General features: G+C 73.4%; 16 protein-coding genes. 10 read left to right on the top strand and 6 right to left on the bottom strand.

What is annotated here, in order from left to right:
- Positions 1 to 2707: polarized growth protein Scy (scy, locus tag ACZ4W9_RS05895; protein WP_467933477.1), on the bottom strand; the 2707-nt coding region annotated here is incomplete at its 3' end.
- 227 nt (positions 2708 to 2934) lie between these two features.
- On the bottom strand, positions 2935 to 3375 hold the full coding sequence (gene mce / locus ACZ4W9_RS05890) for a methylmalonyl-CoA epimerase (RefSeq protein WP_467933476.1): 441 nt from the start codon (positions 3373 to 3375) through the stop codon (positions 2935 to 2937).
- Positions 3376 to 3524: 149 nt separating this feature from the next.
- Between mce and ACZ4W9_RS05885 the strand changes: the two genes are divergently transcribed.
- The 3 genes from ACZ4W9_RS05885 (at position 3525) to ACZ4W9_RS05875 (ending at position 7135) form a co-directional block, all read left to right on the top strand.
- Positions 3525 to 4724, top strand: coding sequence for an acetyl-CoA C-acetyltransferase (locus ACZ4W9_RS05885; RefSeq protein ID WP_467933474.1), 1200 nt, complete (start codon positions 3525 to 3527; stop codon positions 4722 to 4724).
- Between the two features lie 48 nt (positions 4725 to 4772).
- Positions 4773 to 5729, top strand: coding sequence for a methylmalonyl Co-A mutase-associated GTPase MeaB (gene meaB, locus ACZ4W9_RS05880; protein WP_467933473.1), 957 nt, complete (start codon positions 4773 to 4775; stop codon positions 5727 to 5729).
- 149 nt (positions 5730 to 5878) lie between these two features.
- Entirely contained in the window at positions 5879 to 7135 is a 1257-nt protein-coding gene (locus ACZ4W9_RS05875) for an MFS transporter (RefSeq protein ID WP_467933472.1), read from the top strand.
- A 447-nt stretch (positions 7136 to 7582) separates the two neighbouring features.
- Here the strand turns inward: ACZ4W9_RS05875 and ACZ4W9_RS05870 are convergent, their stop codons facing one another.
- From ACZ4W9_RS05870 to ACZ4W9_RS05855, 4 genes are all read right to left on the bottom strand, one after another.
- Positions 7583 to 8059: a MarR family winged helix-turn-helix transcriptional regulator gene (locus ACZ4W9_RS05870; protein ID WP_344348586.1), complete on the bottom strand. Its 477-nt coding sequence runs from the start codon at positions 8057 to 8059 to the stop codon at positions 7583 to 7585.
- A 92-nt stretch (positions 8060 to 8151) separates the two neighbouring features.
- The gene (locus ACZ4W9_RS05865; protein ID WP_467933470.1) at positions 8152 to 8961 is read right to left on the bottom strand and encodes an AIM24 family protein; all 810 of its coding nucleotides are present in this window, start codon (positions 8959 to 8961) and stop codon (positions 8152 to 8154) included.
- Complete coding sequence (locus tag ACZ4W9_RS05860; protein WP_467933469.1) at positions 8958 to 9608, bottom strand: AIM24 family protein; 651 nt, start codon at positions 9606 to 9608, stop codon at positions 8958 to 8960. Before ACZ4W9_RS05860 ends, ACZ4W9_RS05865 begins: the two co-directional genes overlap by 4 nt.
- Positions 9608 to 10240, bottom strand: coding sequence for an AIM24 family protein (locus ACZ4W9_RS05855; RefSeq protein ID WP_467933683.1), 633 nt, complete (start codon positions 10238 to 10240; stop codon positions 9608 to 9610). The genes ACZ4W9_RS05860 and ACZ4W9_RS05855 overlap by 1 nt, the downstream gene beginning before the upstream one ends.
- Before the next feature lie 228 nt (positions 10241 to 10468).
- On the opposite strand from ACZ4W9_RS05855, the gene ACZ4W9_RS05850 reads away from it, so the two are divergent.
- From ACZ4W9_RS05850 to ACZ4W9_RS05820, 7 genes are all read left to right on the top strand, one after another.
- Positions 10469 to 10813 carry a DUF3817 domain-containing protein gene (locus ACZ4W9_RS05850; RefSeq protein WP_467933468.1) on the top strand — a complete coding sequence of 115 codons (345 nt, stop codon included), beginning with the start codon at positions 10469 to 10471 and terminating at the stop codon, positions 10811 to 10813.
- Complete coding sequence (locus ACZ4W9_RS05845) at positions 10810 to 11103, top strand: MTH1187 family thiamine-binding protein (RefSeq protein WP_318201346.1); 294 nt, start codon at positions 10810 to 10812, stop codon at positions 11101 to 11103. The genes ACZ4W9_RS05850 and ACZ4W9_RS05845 overlap by 4 nt, the downstream gene beginning before the upstream one ends.
- Positions 11104 to 11245: 142 nt before the next feature.
- Positions 11246 to 11998, top strand: coding sequence for a hypothetical protein (locus tag ACZ4W9_RS05840; protein ID WP_467933466.1), 753 nt, complete (start codon positions 11246 to 11248; stop codon positions 11996 to 11998).
- Between the two features lie 84 nt (positions 11999 to 12082).
- A complete protein-coding gene (locus ACZ4W9_RS05835) occupies positions 12083 to 12763 on the top strand; it encodes a DUF4166 domain-containing protein (RefSeq protein ID WP_467933464.1) in 681 nt (226 codons plus the stop codon).
- A complete protein-coding gene (locus ACZ4W9_RS05830) occupies positions 12760 to 13407 on the top strand; it encodes a TetR/AcrR family transcriptional regulator (RefSeq protein ID WP_467933463.1) in 648 nt (215 codons plus the stop codon). The genes ACZ4W9_RS05835 and ACZ4W9_RS05830 overlap by 4 nt, the downstream gene beginning before the upstream one ends.
- Before the next feature lie 633 nt (positions 13408 to 14040).
- A complete protein-coding gene (locus tag ACZ4W9_RS05825; RefSeq protein ID WP_358691744.1) occupies positions 14041 to 14550 on the top strand; it encodes a MarR family winged helix-turn-helix transcriptional regulator in 510 nt (169 codons plus the stop codon).
- 43 nt (positions 14551 to 14593) lie between these two features.
- On the top strand, positions 14594 to 14932 hold the full coding sequence (locus ACZ4W9_RS05820) for a DUF3817 domain-containing protein (protein ID WP_467933462.1): 339 nt from the start codon (positions 14594 to 14596) through the stop codon (positions 14930 to 14932).
- Positions 14933 to 15005: the final 73 nt, after the last annotated feature.

Below are 15005 nucleotides of genomic sequence, written 5' to 3'. Positions count from 1 at the left end.
CGCGGGCGTCCGCCCGGGTACGGGCCGCCGCCTGGTCCGCCTCGGCGAGCGCGTCCGACGCCTCGGTGCGCACCCGCTGCGCGTACTCGCCCGCGTCCGCGCGCAGCCGCTCGGCCTCGGCGATCGCCTCCGCCGTCGTCCGCTCGGCCAGCGCCTTCGCGGCCTCCGTCTCCTCGTGCGCCTCGCGCCGGACCCGGGCCGCGTCCTCGCCCGCCCGCTCCCGCTCGGCGTAGGCGTCGGCGCGGACCCGGTCCGCCTCCTCCTCGGCCTCCCGCCGGGTACGGTCCGCCGCGTGCTCGGCGGCCGAGCGCAGCCCGGCGATCTCCTCCTGCGCCTGCTCGTGCAGCCCGGCGACGGAGTCCCGGACCTGCTGGGCGTGCTGCTCGGCGGCGGCGACCATCTCGCCGGCGCGCCGGTCGGCCTCCTCCACCAGCCGGGTGGCCTCGGCCTGCGCCTCCTCGACCCGCTTGCGGGCGGCGGCCAGCAGCTCCTCGCTCTGCTCCCGGGCCCGCTGCCGCTCCTGGTCGGCCTCCTCGCGGGCGGCGCCGAGCAGCTCCTCGGCCTCGCGGCGGCGCCGGGCGGCCTCCTCCTGCGCGGCGGCCAGCGTCTCGGACGCCTCGGCGCCCAGCCGCTCGGCGGCGGCCTGCGCCTCCGCGCGCACCCGGTCGGCGGTGTCCTGGGCCTCCGCCTTCAGCCGCTCGGCCTCGGCGGCGGCCTCCGACCGCAGCCGTACGGCGATGGCCTCGCCCTCCGCGCGGGAGGCGGACGCGTCGGCGGCGGCCTCGGTGCGCAGCCGCTCGGCCTCGGCCTCGGCCTGCTGCTGGAGGGTACGGATCCGCTCGGCGGACTCCGCGCGCAGCCGCTCGCTCTCCTCGGCGGTCTCCCGGCGGACCCGGGTGGCCTCCTCGCGGGCCTCGCTCAGCGCCCGCTCGGCCGACGCCAGCCGCTCCTGCGCCTCGGACTGCAGCCGGGTCAGTTCCTCGGCGGTCTCGGCACGGCGGGCCTCGACGGCCTTCTCGGTCTCCTCGCGCAGCTCCCGCGCGGCCTTCTCGGCGTCCGTCCGGGCCGTCTCGGCCTGCTCGGCGGCCTCGGCGCGCAGCCGCTCGGCCTCCTCGCGGGCGCGCTCCAGGGCCTCCTCGGCCTGCCGGCGCAGGGAGGTGGCGCGCTCGGTGGCCTCGGTGCGGACCTTCTCGCTGTCGGCCGTCGCGGTCTGCCGCAGCTCCTCGGCGTCCGCCTTGGCCTTGGCCAGCAGCTCCTCGGCGGTCCTGGCCGCCTCCTCGATCTTGGAGACGGACTCGCGGCGGGCCTCGGCACGGATCGACTCGCCCTCGGCGACCGCGTCGGCGCGCAGCTGCTCGGCCTCGCCGCGCAGCCGGCGGGCCTCCTCCTGGAGCTCGACCGTCTTGGCCCGGTACTCCTTGGTGTCGTCCTTGGCCGCGCCCTTGAGCTGCTCGGCGATGTCGTGTGCCTCGGCGCGCAGCCGGTCCGCCTCGGCCTCGGCCTCCGAGCGGATCCGCTCGGCCTCCTCGGCGGCGGCCCGGGTGGTCCTGCGGGCGTCCTCCGACGCCTTGTCGAGCACGTCCTCGGCGGTCTTGGCCGCCTTGGACAGCTGGGTGGCCGTCTCCTCGGCGGTGATCGTGCGGGCCTTCTCGGCGGCCTCGGCGACGAGCTTCTCGGCCTCGGCGCGGGCGTCCGCGATCAGCTGCTCGGCCTCGGACCGGGTGTGCTCGGCCTCCTTGGTGGCCTCCTCGACCAGCCGGGCGACCTGCTCCTTGGCGGTGCGCGTCCGCGTCTCGTTGGCGGCCTCGGCCGTGGCCAGCGCCTTGGCGGCGGCGTCCTTCGCCTCGGCGACCACCTTCTCGGCCTCGGCCTGCGCCTTGCGCAGCGCCTCCTCGGCCGCCGTCATCCGCTCCTCGGCGGCCCGGCTCAGCTCGGCGGCCTGCCGGCGGGCCGCGTCCGACTCGGTGACCGTGGCCGTACGCAGCTGCTCGGCGTGCTCGGTGGCCTCCTGCGCCTGCGCGGAGGCCGCGTTCAGCAGCCGCTCGGCGTCCGCGCGGGCCCGGCGCAGGATCTGGTCGGCCTCGGCGCGGGCGGACTCCGCCTCGCTCCGCAGCCGCTCCCGGGCCTCCCGGGTCAGCCGCTCGGCCTCGGCGCGGGCGGCGGCCATCGCCTGCCCGGCCTCCGCGCGGGACTCCTCCAGCAGCCGGCGGGCCTGCTGCTCGGTGCGGGCGCGCAACTGCTCCGCCCACGCCACGTTCTCGTTGACGTGCGACTCGACGGTGGCGCGGCGCTCGGCCAGCTCCTGGTCGAGCTGCTGGCGCCGGGTCACCGCCTCCTGGTGCAGCTCCGCCTGGAGCCGGGCGGCCTGCTCGGCGTGCTCCTGGAGGATGCGCTGGGTCTGCGCGCGGGCCTGGCTCAGCTCCCGCTCGGCGTCCTGGCGCAGCTGCTCGGCCTGCATCTGGGCGTTGCGGAGCAACTGCTCGGCCTGGTAGCCGATGTCACCGCCGTCGTAGGCGGGCCGGGTCATGAGGGTACGGCGCGCCTCGTGCAGCTTGGCGCGCAGCACCTCGACCTGGTAGCCGAGGTCCTCGGCGTGCTGGATCGCCTTCTCCCGCTCGGTCCTCAGCCGCTTCATCTCGGCCTCGAACCGAGAGAGGTGGTCGACGTCAGCCGCCGGCTCTCGCTCCTGGCTCTCGTAGCCCCGCACTGCGCGGTCCCATCCGTCCCCTGGTCAGCTTCTCCAACGAGCTCCGTCCGTCCGCGAACGGGGCCCCCGGGGAATGGTGTCAGACAGACGGCGGAGCACGGGCTGCTGCCCCGACGCTCGCCCCCGAAACCCGGACCCCGGCTCGGTCCCGCCGGCAACGGCAGGACCCGGTCGCCCCGGTGGACGGGACGACCGCCCCCAACCCTACCGGCCCTTATGTACGGGGGTCAGTGCTCGGGCGTCTCAACAGGCGCCGAAGTGACCAGTTCTGTGAGGACGCCGTGGCAGTCCTTGGGGTGCAGGAAGGTGATCCGCGAGCCCATGGAGCCGCGCCGGGGCTCGTCGTAGAGCACCCGCACGCCCTTGCCCCGGATCTCCTCGGAGTCGGTGTCCACGTCCGCGGTGCCGAAGGCGATGTGGTGGACGCCCTCCCCGTTCTTCGCCAGCCACTTGGCGACCGTGGAGTCCTCGCGGACCGGTTCCAGCAGCTGGAGGTAGGAGGCGCCGCCGTCGGACGTGCCGTTGATCCGGAGCATGGCCTCGCGCACGCCCTGCTCCTCGTTGACCTCGGTGTGGAACACCTCGAAGCCGTACGTGGCCCGGTAGAACTCGACGGTCGCGTCGAGGTCGTGGCAGGCGATCCCGATGTGGTCGATTCGCGTCAGCATGGATTCAGTGCAGCGCCCCCGGGGTGGTTACGCAACGTGCGCGCGATCACACCGACAGGCCGATGACGGCGTGTCCAACCGCTCAGTACATTCGAAGTAAACCCTCGTTCACTCCTCGGCTGTACGCAGCTGGAAGGGGATCGCACCTCATGTCTTCTGGAACGACCAGCTCGGTGATCGTCGCGGGCGCCCGGACGCCCATGGGGCGGCTGCTGGGCTCCCTGAAGTCCTTCTCCGGAGCCGACCTCGGCGCCTTCGCGATCAAGGCCGCCCTCGACCGTGCGGGGATCGGCGGCGACCAGGTGCAGTACGTGATCATGGGCCAGGTGCTCCAGGCCGGCGCGGGCCAGATCCCGGCCCGCCAGGCCGCCGTCAAGGCCGGCATCCCGATGAACGTCCCGGCGCTCACCGTCAACAAGGTGTGTCTCTCCGGTCTCGACGCCATCGCCCTCGCGGACCAGCTGATCCGCGCCGGCGAGTTCGACATCGTCGTGGCGGGCGGCCAGGAGTCCATGAGCAACGCCCCGCACCTGCTGCCCAAGTCCCGCGAGGGCTACAAGTACGGCGCGGTCCAGATGCTCGACGCGATGGCCCACGACGGCCTGACCGACCCGTGGGAGAACATCCCGATGGGCGAGTCCACCGAGAAGCACAACACCCGTCTGGGCATCGAGCGCCCCGAGCAGGACGAGATCGCCGCCCTGTCCCACCAGCGCGCCGCCGCCGCCCAGAAGAACGGCCTGTTCGAGGCCGAGATCACCCCGGTGGAGATCCCGCAGCGCAAGGGCGACCCGGTGCTGTTCAGCAAGGACGAGGGCATCCGCGCCGACACCACCGCCGAGTCCCTGGCGAAGCTGCGCCCGGCCTTCGCCAAGGACGGCACGATCACCGCCGGTTCCTCCTCGCAGATCTCCGACGGCGCCGCCGCCGTGGTCGTGATGAGCAAGGCCAAGGCCGAGGAACTGGGCCTGGAGTGGCTCGCGGAGATCGGCGCGCACGGCAATGTGGCCGGTCCCGACAACTCCCTGCAGTCGCAGCCGTCCAACGCCATCCGGCACGCGCTGAAGAAGGAGGGACTGGACGTCTCCGACCTGGACCTCATCGAGATCAACGAGGCCTTCGCGGCGGTCGCCGTGCAGTCAATGAAGGACCTCGGCGTGTCCACGGAAAAGGTGAACGTCAACGGCGGTGCCATCGCGCTGGGCCACCCGATCGGCATGTCCGGCGCCCGGCTCGTGCTGCACTTGGCGCTGGAGCTCAAGCGCCGGGGCGGCGGGGTCGGCGCCGCCGCGCTGTGCGGTGGCGGCGGCCAGGGCGACGCGCTGATCGTGCGGGTGCCCAAGGCCTGAGACCCGTAGGTCCGATTCCGGTACGTCGGTGAAGTGAACGGAGCTGTGATGCAGGACGTCTCCTCTCTGGTGGCCCAGGCCAGGGAAGGCCGGCCGCGGGCCGTGGCCCGGCTGATCTCCCTGGTGGAGGGGGCGTCACCGCAGCTCAGGGAGGTCATGGCGGCACTGGCGCCGCTGACCGGCAACGCCTATGTGGTGGGCCTGACCGGCTCGCCCGGCGTCGGCAAGTCGACCTCCACCTCCGCGCTGGTCACCGCCTACCGCAAGCAGGGCAGGAGGGTCGGCGTCCTGGCCGTCGACCCGTCCTCGCCGTTCTCCGGCGGCGCCCTGCTCGGCGACCGGGTCCGGATGTCCGACCACGCCTCCGACCCCGGTGTCTACATCCGCTCCATGGCCACCCGCGGCCACCTCGGCGGGCTGGCCTGGGCCGCCCCGCAGGCCATCCGGGTGCTGGACGCGGCGGGCTGCGACGTGATCCTGGTCGAGACGGTCGGCGTCGGCCAGTCCGAGGTCGAGATCGCCTCCCAGGCCGACACCAGCGTGGTGCTGCTCGCCCCGGGCATGGGCGACGGCATCCAGGCGGCGAAGGCCGGCATCCTGGAGATCGGCGACGTCTACGTGGTCAACAAGGCCGACCGGGACGGCGCCGACGCCACCGCCCGCGAGCTGAACCACATGCTGGGCCTGGGCGAGGCCCGCGGCCCCGGCGACTGGCGCCCGCCCATCGTCAAGACCGTCGCGGCCCGCGCGGTGGGCGTCGACGAGGTCGTGGAGGCCCTGGAGAAGCACCGGGCCTGGATGGAGGAGCGGGGTGTCCTCGCCGAGCGCCGCAAGGCCCGCGCGGCCCGCGAGGTGGAGACCATCGCCGTCACCGCGCTGCGCGAACGCATCGGTGACCTGCACGGCGACCGCCGGCTCGGCGCCCTCGCCGAGCGCATCGTGGCCGGCGAGCTGGATCCCTACCGCGCGGCGGACGTACTGGTCGCGGGCCTGACCCAGGGCTGAGTCCGGCCGGTCCGGTGCGGACGCTGCTACCGTGACCGGCATGTTGTTCCTCCTCATGGCATAGGGCACACCCGGCACGCGGGGCCGCGCAGACGGCCACCGCGCCCTCAGGTGTCCCCTTCTTCCGCCTCTCCCAGAGGAACATCCGCGTGTCCACGCCCCTGTCGCGGCCCTCGTACGCCGCCGTCCTGCGCGTGCCCCAGGCCCGCCGCACCTTCACCGCCGCCCTGACGGCCCGTCTGTCCTACGCCACGGTCGGCCTGGCCGTGCCGCTGTCCGTCACCGCCGTCACCGGTTCCTGGGCCGTCTCCGGTGTCGTGCTGTCCCTGTTCGGCGCCGCCACGGTCCTGCTGATGCCGCTGCGCGCCGCCCTCGTCGACCGCCACGGCCCGCGCCGGGCCCTGCTGCCCATGTCGGTGCTGTACGGCGCCCTGCTGACCCTCCTGGCCGCGCTGACCTGGCGTCCGGGCGCCCCGGCGGCGGCCCTCGCCGGCACCGCCGCGCTCGCGGGCTGCTGCGCGCCGCCGCTGGGCCCGGCCATGCGCGCCCTGTGGTCGGAGCTGATGCCCGACGAGGGCATGGCGCGGCGCGCCTACAGCCTCGACGCCGTCGCCGAAGAACTGCTGTACGTCTCCGGCCCGGCGCTGGTCGGCGTGCTCCTGGGCGTCGCCCCGGCGGCCTCCGGGATCCTGCTGAGCGCGGCCCTGAACGTGGCCGGCACCTGTGCCTTCGTCACCTCCCCGGCGCTGCCCGGCCCGCGCCCCGCCGCCCGCCGGGAACGGCCCGTCCCGGTGCGGGGCCTGCTGCCGGCGGTCGTGGTCGCGCTGGGCCTCGGGCTGGCCATCAGCGCCGTGGAACTGCTGGTGCTGGCCTTCGCCGCGGCACGGTCCTACGACACCGCGCTGGTCCCCTGGGCCCTGAGCGCCCTCTCGGTGGGCAGCGCGCTCGGCGGGCTCGCGGCCGGGGCGGTGCGCTGGCGCGTGCCCGCCCGGGTCCGGCTGTGCCGGTTCGCCGCGGCCTTCGGGCTGGTGCTGGCGGCGGCGGGACTGGCCCCCGGTCTGTGGACCCTGTCCGCCGTGCTGGCCGTCGCGGGCGCGTTCATCGTCCCCGCGCTGACCACCGCGTATCTGCTGGCCGACGAGACGGCGACGGAGAACACTCGCATCCGGGCCGGAGCCTGGGTGAACACCGGGGTGAACGCGGGGAGTTCGGCCGGGGCCCTGGCGGCCGGCCTGCTCATCGACCGGCTGCCGCTGCCCCTGTGCTTCGCCCTGGCGGGCGCCACCGCCCTGGCAACGGCCGCGGCGGTCATGGGCCGCGCGGGGGCGGCGGGCCGTGCGCGCGGGACGGGCCGTGCGGCCCGTGCGGCGCGGGTGACCGCGCCGGCACCCGACGAACGCGGCTGAGCGAGAGCACTGCCGCCGGCCGGCCGGCTGCGGCCACGGACGCGCCGCGCCCCGGCGGCGGCTGTGGCTACCGCCGGATGGGCGGGGTGGGGCGGGCGGCCCAGCGGATGTGCGGCGGACACCGGGCGATGCGGTTCCCCCCGCCCGGCCGCGCCTGCCGCCGGCCGCCGCCGGTGACCGCCACGGGGCCGCGCCGCCCCGGCGGTGGTTGCGGCCGGGGGCGGGGGCGTGTGCGGCGGGCGCCGGGCGCGTTGATCCCTGTCCGGCCTGGGCGGCCGCCGCCGGACCGCTGTGGCTGGTGATGCGCGGTGTCCCGGCGGCGGTTGTGACTGCCGCCGGGGGCACGGGGGCGCGTGGGTGTGCGGCGGGCGCTCAGGAAGCGCCGGCTCCCGCCGGGCACGCGGGCGGGGGTGGCCGGTGCCACCGCCGCCCGTGTTCAGGGGAGGCTCAGGGGCGTCCCCGCTGTCCTCTCAGGTGCTCGGCGACCGGCTTGAGCGCCTTGTCCAGTTCCATCAGGGCGTCCGGCGACAGCAGATCGATGAAGTGGCGCCGCACCGATGCCACGTGGTGCGGGGCGACCTTCCGCATGGTCTCCATGCCGTGGTCCGTGAGCACGGCGTACAGCCCCCGCCGGTCCGTGTCACAGTTCTCACGGCGAACCAGGTTGGCGTTCTCCATGCGCGTGATCTGGTGCGAGAGCCGGCTCTTGGACTGAAGGGTCGCGGAGGCGAGGTCGCTCATCCGCATCCGTACGTCTTCCGACTCGGACAGGTTCACCAGGATCTCGTAGTCGTTCATTGTCAGGCCGAACGGCTGCAGATCCTTTTCGAGCTGGTACGTCAACAGCCTGTTGACCTCCAGGTGGGTGCGCCAGGCGCACTGCTCCGCATCGGTCAGCCAGCGCGTGGCCGTCTCGGTCTCCATGAATGAAGTCTACCTAAGAAGTTGAATGGCGAACTACTTCGGGTGGTGTGACTGTGCGCACGCGTTCGACGTCACACTCCGCAGACTACCGCTCACAGCCCGAAGCGACGCTGGAGGTCTCCCAGCTGTCCGGGAAGGCGCGGTGCACCCGACGATTGCGGACCGTGTCCGTCCGGTGCCATTCCGCCACCCCCGGGCACCCCCGGTTCGGACGGAACCGTCCCCGTCGCCGCCTCGGCCATGAGGGTCTCGGTCGACTGCAGCAGGACCGTCCCCGCGCCGACGAACTCGAACTGGTGCTCCTCCCCGGAAACCCCGCCGAAGCCCGTCATCGCACGTAGACCGCCCAGTACACCCGTCAGGTACCCATGGTCGTAGTGATGGCACGGGGACGGGCAGTCGGCCCACCCGACGAGCGCCTGGGGGTCGACCCGGATCGGAGGTTCCAGGAACACCACCGGACCGTTTGATGCCGCCACGAACTTGCCGGTTCCGATGAGGGTCAGAAATCCCGGGACGATCGACTGTTTGAGGGCCAGACTTGGCTGAAAAGCGAGCAGATTGCCCGCGCGAATGGTCAAGTTCCCGTCGTCCAGGTCGTAGGAGTTGACGTCGAACGCCCGGTCGGCCAGCAGCATCTTCCCGGAGCCCTCCGCCACGACCCAGTCGCTCGCGTGCAGTGGCGAATGAAACGACGTACGGACGAGCCGGTCGAGTCGCCCGTGCCCGATGCCGTTGAACTCGATCGTCCCGTAGTAGGCGATCATCTTTCCCTTCTGCAGGAACCACTGCCCGCTCCTGAGCTCCACGCAGAAGGTGTACGGGTTGACGTTGTCGTCCGAGGGCAGCGACAGCGGGTCGTACGCGACCGGTCCGGCGCCCGGGGTTCCGTAGGTGCTCACAGCTTCTCCTCCGACGCCTGGACGAACACCGTGCCGTTGCCGCTCAGCTCCAGCTGGAAGGCCTCGCCGGAGCCGCGGCCCACCATCTCGCGCCAGCCGAGCGCGGTGGACAGTCTGTTGCGGACCTCGCCGTGGTGGGCGACGTACGCCTGCGGGTCGACGTGGACCGGGCGCTGCGGGGTGACCGGGATCTCGAAGACGCCGCCGTGCGCCATCACCGCCACCGAGCCGTGCCCCTGGAGCGTCGTCGTGAACAGGCCCTGCCCGGTGACCTGACCGCGCACCAGGCCCATCACCCCGCCCTGGGCGCCCAGGAACACCGTGCCCTGCCGCAGCGTGCCCTCGAAGGCGAGCAGCCGGTCGGCCTCCACATGGAGCGTGTCACCGGAGAGGGTGATGACATGGACGTGGTGGCCGCCGTGCCCGAAGAAGACCGTGCCGCTGCCCTCCACGGTCATCAGCGGGGTCGCCTCGCCGGCCACCCGGCGCCCGAGCATGGACATCAGCCCGCCCTGGCCGCCCTGGAGGTTGGGCGTGAAGGACACGTCCCCGCGGTAGGCGAGCATCGCGCCGCGCTGGCTGAACAGCCGCTGCCCCGACGCCACGGTCGCCTCCACCATCTTGGCGTTGATCTCCCGGAAGGTCATCACACGTCCCCCGCGATCGTGGTCCGCTCGCTCGGCTGCACGTACACCAGCCCGTCGCCCTCGAAGCGGATCTGGAAGGCCTCGCCGCCGCCCTCGCCGAGGAACGTGCGGAACGTCACACCGGACTGGAAGGACTGCCGGACATCACCCTGATGGGCGACATAGGCGCCCGGGTCCACGGTCAGCGGGTACTGGGGGCTGACGCGGAGGGCGACCGCCGGGCCGTCGGAGAGGATCGCCGCCTGCCCGTGGCCCTCCACGGTCGTCGTGAACAGGCCGTTGCCCTGGGAGGCCCCGCGCACGCCGGTGAACGTCGTCCCCGTGCGCAGCGCCGCGTCCGTCGCCAGCAGATTGCCCGCCTCGACGTGGAGCTTGTCCCCCTGAAGGGTGACCAGGTTGATCTCGGACGCCCGGTCCGCGAACCAGCACGTCCCGTGCCCTTTCACCTCCATCACCGTCATCTGCTCGCCGGTGAGCCGCCGGGTCACCATCCCCCGCAGCCCCTCGCCGCCGCCGCTCAGCTTCTTGAAGGCCATCTGCCCGTCGTACGCGACCATGGAGCCGTTCTTCGCCTTCACGGCGTCCCCGGTCATGTCGACGGCGAGCACCTTGCTGCCCTGGAGTCGGAACATCGCCACGCAGCGAAAGTAGCGGCGGCACGGGTGGGCGGAACAGGGCCCACGGGTGGAAACCCACCCTGAGCGGACCCCTAGGGGCGCGGTTTGCCACAATGGGAGAACGCTTGTGCGTGCGTTCACAAACCGGTGCCGCCGCCGGTACGCTCCGGCACGCACCGGCGCGCTCCAACCGGCAGTCCGTAACCGGCAGACCGTCGTCGACCCTCCCACCGAAGGTGACCCGTGGACATCAAGACAGCCACCGCCCTCCGCCGCCTCCGCCTGGTCTCGGCCCCGGAGGCCGTGTCCTTCCTGATCCTGCTCGTCTGCTCGGTGCTGAAGCGGACCACGGACTTCGACGCGGTCCCCGTGATGGGGGCGATCCACGGCGTCCTCTTCGTCCTGTACGTGATCTTCTGGGCGGACGCCTGGAACCGGACCAAGTGGCCCCTGAAGACCGCGGCCCTCTACTTCGTCCTGTCGGTCCTGCCCACCGGCGGCTTCTTCGCCGAGCGCCGGCTGCGCCGCGAGGCCGAGGACGCCGTCATCGCCGCCCGCGCCCGCCAGGAAGGAGTCGTGAACGCATGATCGTCGCCTTCTCCGTGACGCCCCTCGGCGTCGGCGAGGACGTGGGGGAGTACGTCGCCGACGCCGTCCGCGTGGTCCGCGCCTCGGGCCTGCCCCACCGCACCGACGCCATGTTCACCTCGATCGAGGGCGAGTGGGACGAGGTCATGGACGTCGTCAAGCGCGCCGTCGCCGCCGTCGAGGCCCGGGCCCCGCGCGTGTCGCTCGTCCTCAAGGCCGACATCCGCCCCGGCGTGACCGACGGCCTCACCAGCAAGGTGGAAACCGTCGAACGGCACCTCGCCTCCTAGCGCCTCCCCGCGCGGAACCCCGGTCCTCCAGGGCCGGGGTTTTTTCCGTTCCGCATGTTTGAGCGATCGCTCAAATGGGTGTACGTTCAGCGCCAGATGATTTGAGCAGTCGCTCAAACACCGTGCTCACGTGGGGGAACACATGGGTCTCTACATAGAGACGCACATCCGGGCCGGCCTCGACGAGCTGTGGGCACGCACCCAGGACCCCGCCCGGCACCAACGCTGGGACCTGCGGTTCACCCGGATCCACCACCTCCCGCGCACGGAGGGCGAACCGCAGCGCTTCCGGTACGCCACGCGCGTCCTGCCGTTCCTCACCGTCTCCGGCACCGGCGTCGCCGCCGGCGAGAAGGAACGCGCCGATGGCACCCGCACCTCCGCCCTGCGCTTCGCCTCCCCGCACCCCCTCTCCGTCATCGCCGAGGGCAGCGGCTACTGGCGGTACGTGCCCGACGCCCACGGCGTCCGCTTCCTCACCGGCTACGACTACCGCCCGCGCTGGGGAGCCCCCGGCGCGCTCGCCGACCGCCTGCTGTTCCGCCCGCTCATGGGCTGGGCGACCGCCTGGTCCTTCGACCGGCTCCGGCTCTGGCTGGAGCGGGGCATCACCCCCGAACGGGCCCGGTACAACTGGCTCGCCGAGCTCACGGTCCGCGCCCTCGTCCTCGCCCTCTGCCTGACCGTGCTCGGCCGCGGCTCGCTCCCCGGCCTGCCCGGTCCCCTCGCCGACGCCATGGCCTTCCTGTGCCCCCTGCTGCTCGTGCTCGGCGTCTTCCTCGCCCTGTTCAAGGCACCCCTGGCCGGCACCCCGGCCGCCCGCCGCTGCCTGCGCGCCCCCACCGGCCGCACCCGCGCCCCCCGCCTGCTGAACACGCTGGAGAAGCACGGATGACGCCACCGCCACGGACGACCTTCCCTAAGAAGCACGGATGACGCCTCCGCGCACACCACGGACGACCTCCCTGGAGGAGCACCGATGACCTCGATCTTCCGCACCGCGATGGGCCCCGCCTTCGACCGCCTCCACCCCGCCCTGCGCCGCCGCTTCTCGGTCGGCCTGGCCGGGGGCGAGGCGTGCACCGGCCGGGGCGTGATGGACCGGATCTGGCACGGACGGGCGTTCGTGAAGCCGTTCCTCGCCCTCGGCGGCACCCGCAACATCCTCGTCCCGCGGCCCGGCCGGAACATCCCCTTCGTGATCGAGAACGTGCCGTACACCGACGGCTTCGGCCGTGAGACGGTGAGCTTCGTGCGCACCTTCGACCTGCCCGGCCGCGCCCGCCGCTTCGACGCGCAGATGGTGCTCGGCCCCCGCGGCGACCGCGTCCTGGACTACCTCGGCACCCACCAGCACCTCGCCAGCGACCTGCACTTCCACGCCGAGCCCGACGGCTCCCTGCTCATCCGCTCCGGAACGCACCGGTTCCGGGAGGGCCCGGTGGACGTCCGCGTCCCCGAACTCGTCGGCGCCACCGCCGAGGTGCGCGAGTCCTATGACGACGCGGCCGGCCGCTTCCGGGTCCGAGTGCGCGTGGTGAACCGGTACTTCGGGCCGCTCTTCGGCTACGAGGGCTCCTTCACCGCCTCGTACACCGACCTGCACGCCCGCGGCGTACGGCCCGGACTGCGCCCCGTCCGGGAGGAGGCACGCGCGTGAGCCCGGAGACGGCGAAGTCCCAGGAGACCAAGACCAGACTGCTGGAGGGCGCCCTGCGCACCCTCACCGAGCAGGGCATCGCCAAGACCTCGGCCCGTACGGTGGCCGCGGCGGCCGGCGTCAATCAGGCGCTCGTCTTCTACCACTTCGGATCCGTGGACGAACTGCTCGCCGCGGCCTGCCGGTACGGGGCGGAGCAGGCGGTGGCCCGCTACCGGGAACGGCTCGCCGAGGTGGGCTCGCTGTCCGAACTGCTGACCGTCGGCCGCGAGATCCACGAGCGCGAGCGGGCCGGGGGCCATGTCGCCCTGCTCGGCCAGCTGCTGGCCGGTGCCCCGACCCACCCCGGCCTGGGCCCGGCCACGGCCGCCGGGCTCGACCTGTGGATCACCGAGATCGAGCGGGTGCTCCGCCGCGTCCTGGCGGCGACGCCGTTCGGCGAGTTCACCGACCCGGCGGGGCTGGCGCGCGCGGTCGCCGCGTCGTTCGTCGGGATCGAGCTGTACGAGGGCGTGGACGAGGCCGGGGCGGGGGCGGCGCTGGCCGCACTGGAACAGCTCGGGGTCCTGGTGGCCGCGGTGGAGTCCCTGGGCCCGGTCGCCCAGCGCGCCGTACGGCATCAGCTGCGCCGGCTGGCCCCGTAGCCGGGCTCCCGCCTGCGGGTGCGGGTGTGGTCCGTACGGTACCCGGTGGTCGTGGCGGCGGGCGGACCGGTGGGTCCGCGCCGCGCGGGGCCGTCGGGCGGGAGGGTACCGGGGGCGAGGTGAGGCCCGGCCGATGGGCGGGGGCGCCGGTCGCCGCCGGTTCTGCCGGGGTCAAAGGGCGGCGGCGGGTCCGTACGGCACCCGGTGGCCGGTACCCGGTGGTCGTGGCGGCGGGCGGACCGGTGGGTCCGCGCCGCGCAGGGCCGTCGGGCGGGAGGGTACCGGGGGCGGGGCGAGGCCCGGCCGATGGGCGGGGGCGCCGGTCGCCGCCGGTCCGGCCGGGGCCCGTCCCAAGGAAGGCGGCGCGAGCGCGGCCGGCAGGCGCACCAGTGCCCCGGCCGTCCGACGGGCTGGACCGGGCGTTCGTGCGGGCGGTGCCGGAGGGGCCGCGCGGGCGGGCCGTGACCGTGCCGGACGCCGGGCTCTTGACCGTCCGGCACGCTGGGGGCGGGGCCCGCCGTGGGCATGCCGCGCTGCCGCGCGATCGCCCCGCGCGCCCGGGCGGGAACGGCGGGTGACCGAAAGCCGAGACAGGGCTGACCGGCATATGACCGGCCGGTAGGGTCTGATGACGTGCCCAAGCCTCTCAGCCTCCCGTTCGACCCCATCGCCCGCGCCGACGAGCTGTGGAAGCAGCGTTGGGGAAACGTGCCCTCCATGGCCGCGATCACCTCCATCATGCGGGCCCAGCAGATCCTGCTCGCGGAGGTCGACGCGGTGGTCAAGCCGTACGGACTGACGTTCGCCCGCTACGAGGCGCTGGTGCTGCTCACCTTCTCCAAGGCCGGCGAGCTGCCGATGTCCAAGATCGGTGAGCGGCTGATGGTGCACCCCACGTCCGTGACGAACACCGTGGACCGGCTGGTGCGGTCCGGGCTGGTGGCCAAGCGCCCCAACCCCAACGACGGCCGGGGCACCCTCGCCGTCATCACCGACAAGGGCCGCGAGGTGGTCGACGCGGCCACCCGCGACCTGATGGCCATGGACTTCGGGCTCGGGGCGTACGACGCGGAGGAGTGCCGCGAGATCTTCGCGATGTTCCGCCCGCTGAGGATCGCGGCACACGACTTCACGGAGGAGTGACCCGGGGCAAGATCTCCCGGAACGGGTGGTTACGCTCGACTCCATGAAAAAGAGCGTGCTGACCCGCTACCGCGTCCTCGCCTACACCACGGGCGTCCTGCTGGTGCTGCTGTGCCTGAGCATGATCGCGAAGTACGGGCTGGACATGGACGGCGCCGCCGACTTCACGCGGGTCGTCGCCATCGCCCACGGCTGGCTGTACGTCGTCTACCTGGTCTTCGCCTTCGACCTGGGCTCCAAGGCGAAGTGGCCGGTCGGCAAGCAGCTGTGGGTGCTGATCGCGGGCACGATCCCCACCGCCGCGTTCTTCGTCGAGCGCAGGATCAGCCGCGAGCTGGAGGCCAAGGTCGCCGACCGGGCGCCGGCCGTCGCCGAGGCGTAGCCACACCGCCGTACGGATGCCGTGCGGCGGTCTGCCATCGACATTTACTAGGACGTCCAAGTAAATTCGGGGG

This window comes from Streptomyces sp. NPDC029296 (assembly GCF_055569255.1).
This window is presented reverse-complemented; position numbering and strand designations above follow the sequence as displayed.

What these genes read in the sequence shown, in the direction of transcription:
- mce (WP_467933476.1), bottom strand. Translation starts at nt 3,375, where the DNA reads ATGCTGACGCGAATCGACCACATCGGGATCGCCTGCCACGACCTCGAC.
- ACZ4W9_RS05885 (WP_467933474.1), top strand. Translation starts at nt 3,525, where the DNA reads ATGTCTTCTGGAACGACCAGCTCGGTGATCGTCGCGGGCGCCCGGACG.
- meaB (WP_467933473.1), top strand. Translation starts at nt 4,773, where the DNA reads ATGCAGGACGTCTCCTCTCTGGTGGCCCAGGCCAGGGAAGGCCGGCCG.
- ACZ4W9_RS05870 (WP_344348586.1), bottom strand. Translation starts at nt 8,059, where the DNA reads ATGGAGACCGAGACGGCCACGCGCTGGCTGACCGATGCGGAGCAGTGC.
- ACZ4W9_RS05860 (WP_467933469.1), bottom strand. Translation starts at nt 9,608, where the DNA reads ATGACCTTCCGGGAGATCAACGCCAAGATGGTGGAGGCGACCGTGGCG.
- ACZ4W9_RS05855 (WP_467933683.1), bottom strand. Translation starts at nt 10,240, where the DNA reads ATGTTCCGACTCCAGGGCAGCAAGGTGCTCGCCGTCGACATGACCGGG.
- ACZ4W9_RS05845 (WP_318201346.1), top strand. Translation starts at nt 10,810, where the DNA reads ATGATCGTCGCCTTCTCCGTGACGCCCCTCGGCGTCGGCGAGGACGTG.
- ACZ4W9_RS05840 (WP_467933466.1), top strand. Translation starts at nt 11,246, where the DNA reads ATGGGTCTCTACATAGAGACGCACATCCGGGCCGGCCTCGACGAGCTG.
- ACZ4W9_RS05835 (WP_467933464.1), top strand. Translation starts at nt 12,083, where the DNA reads ATGACCTCGATCTTCCGCACCGCGATGGGCCCCGCCTTCGACCGCCTC.
- ACZ4W9_RS05820 (WP_467933462.1), top strand. Translation starts at nt 14,594, where the DNA reads ATGAAAAAGAGCGTGCTGACCCGCTACCGCGTCCTCGCCTACACCACG.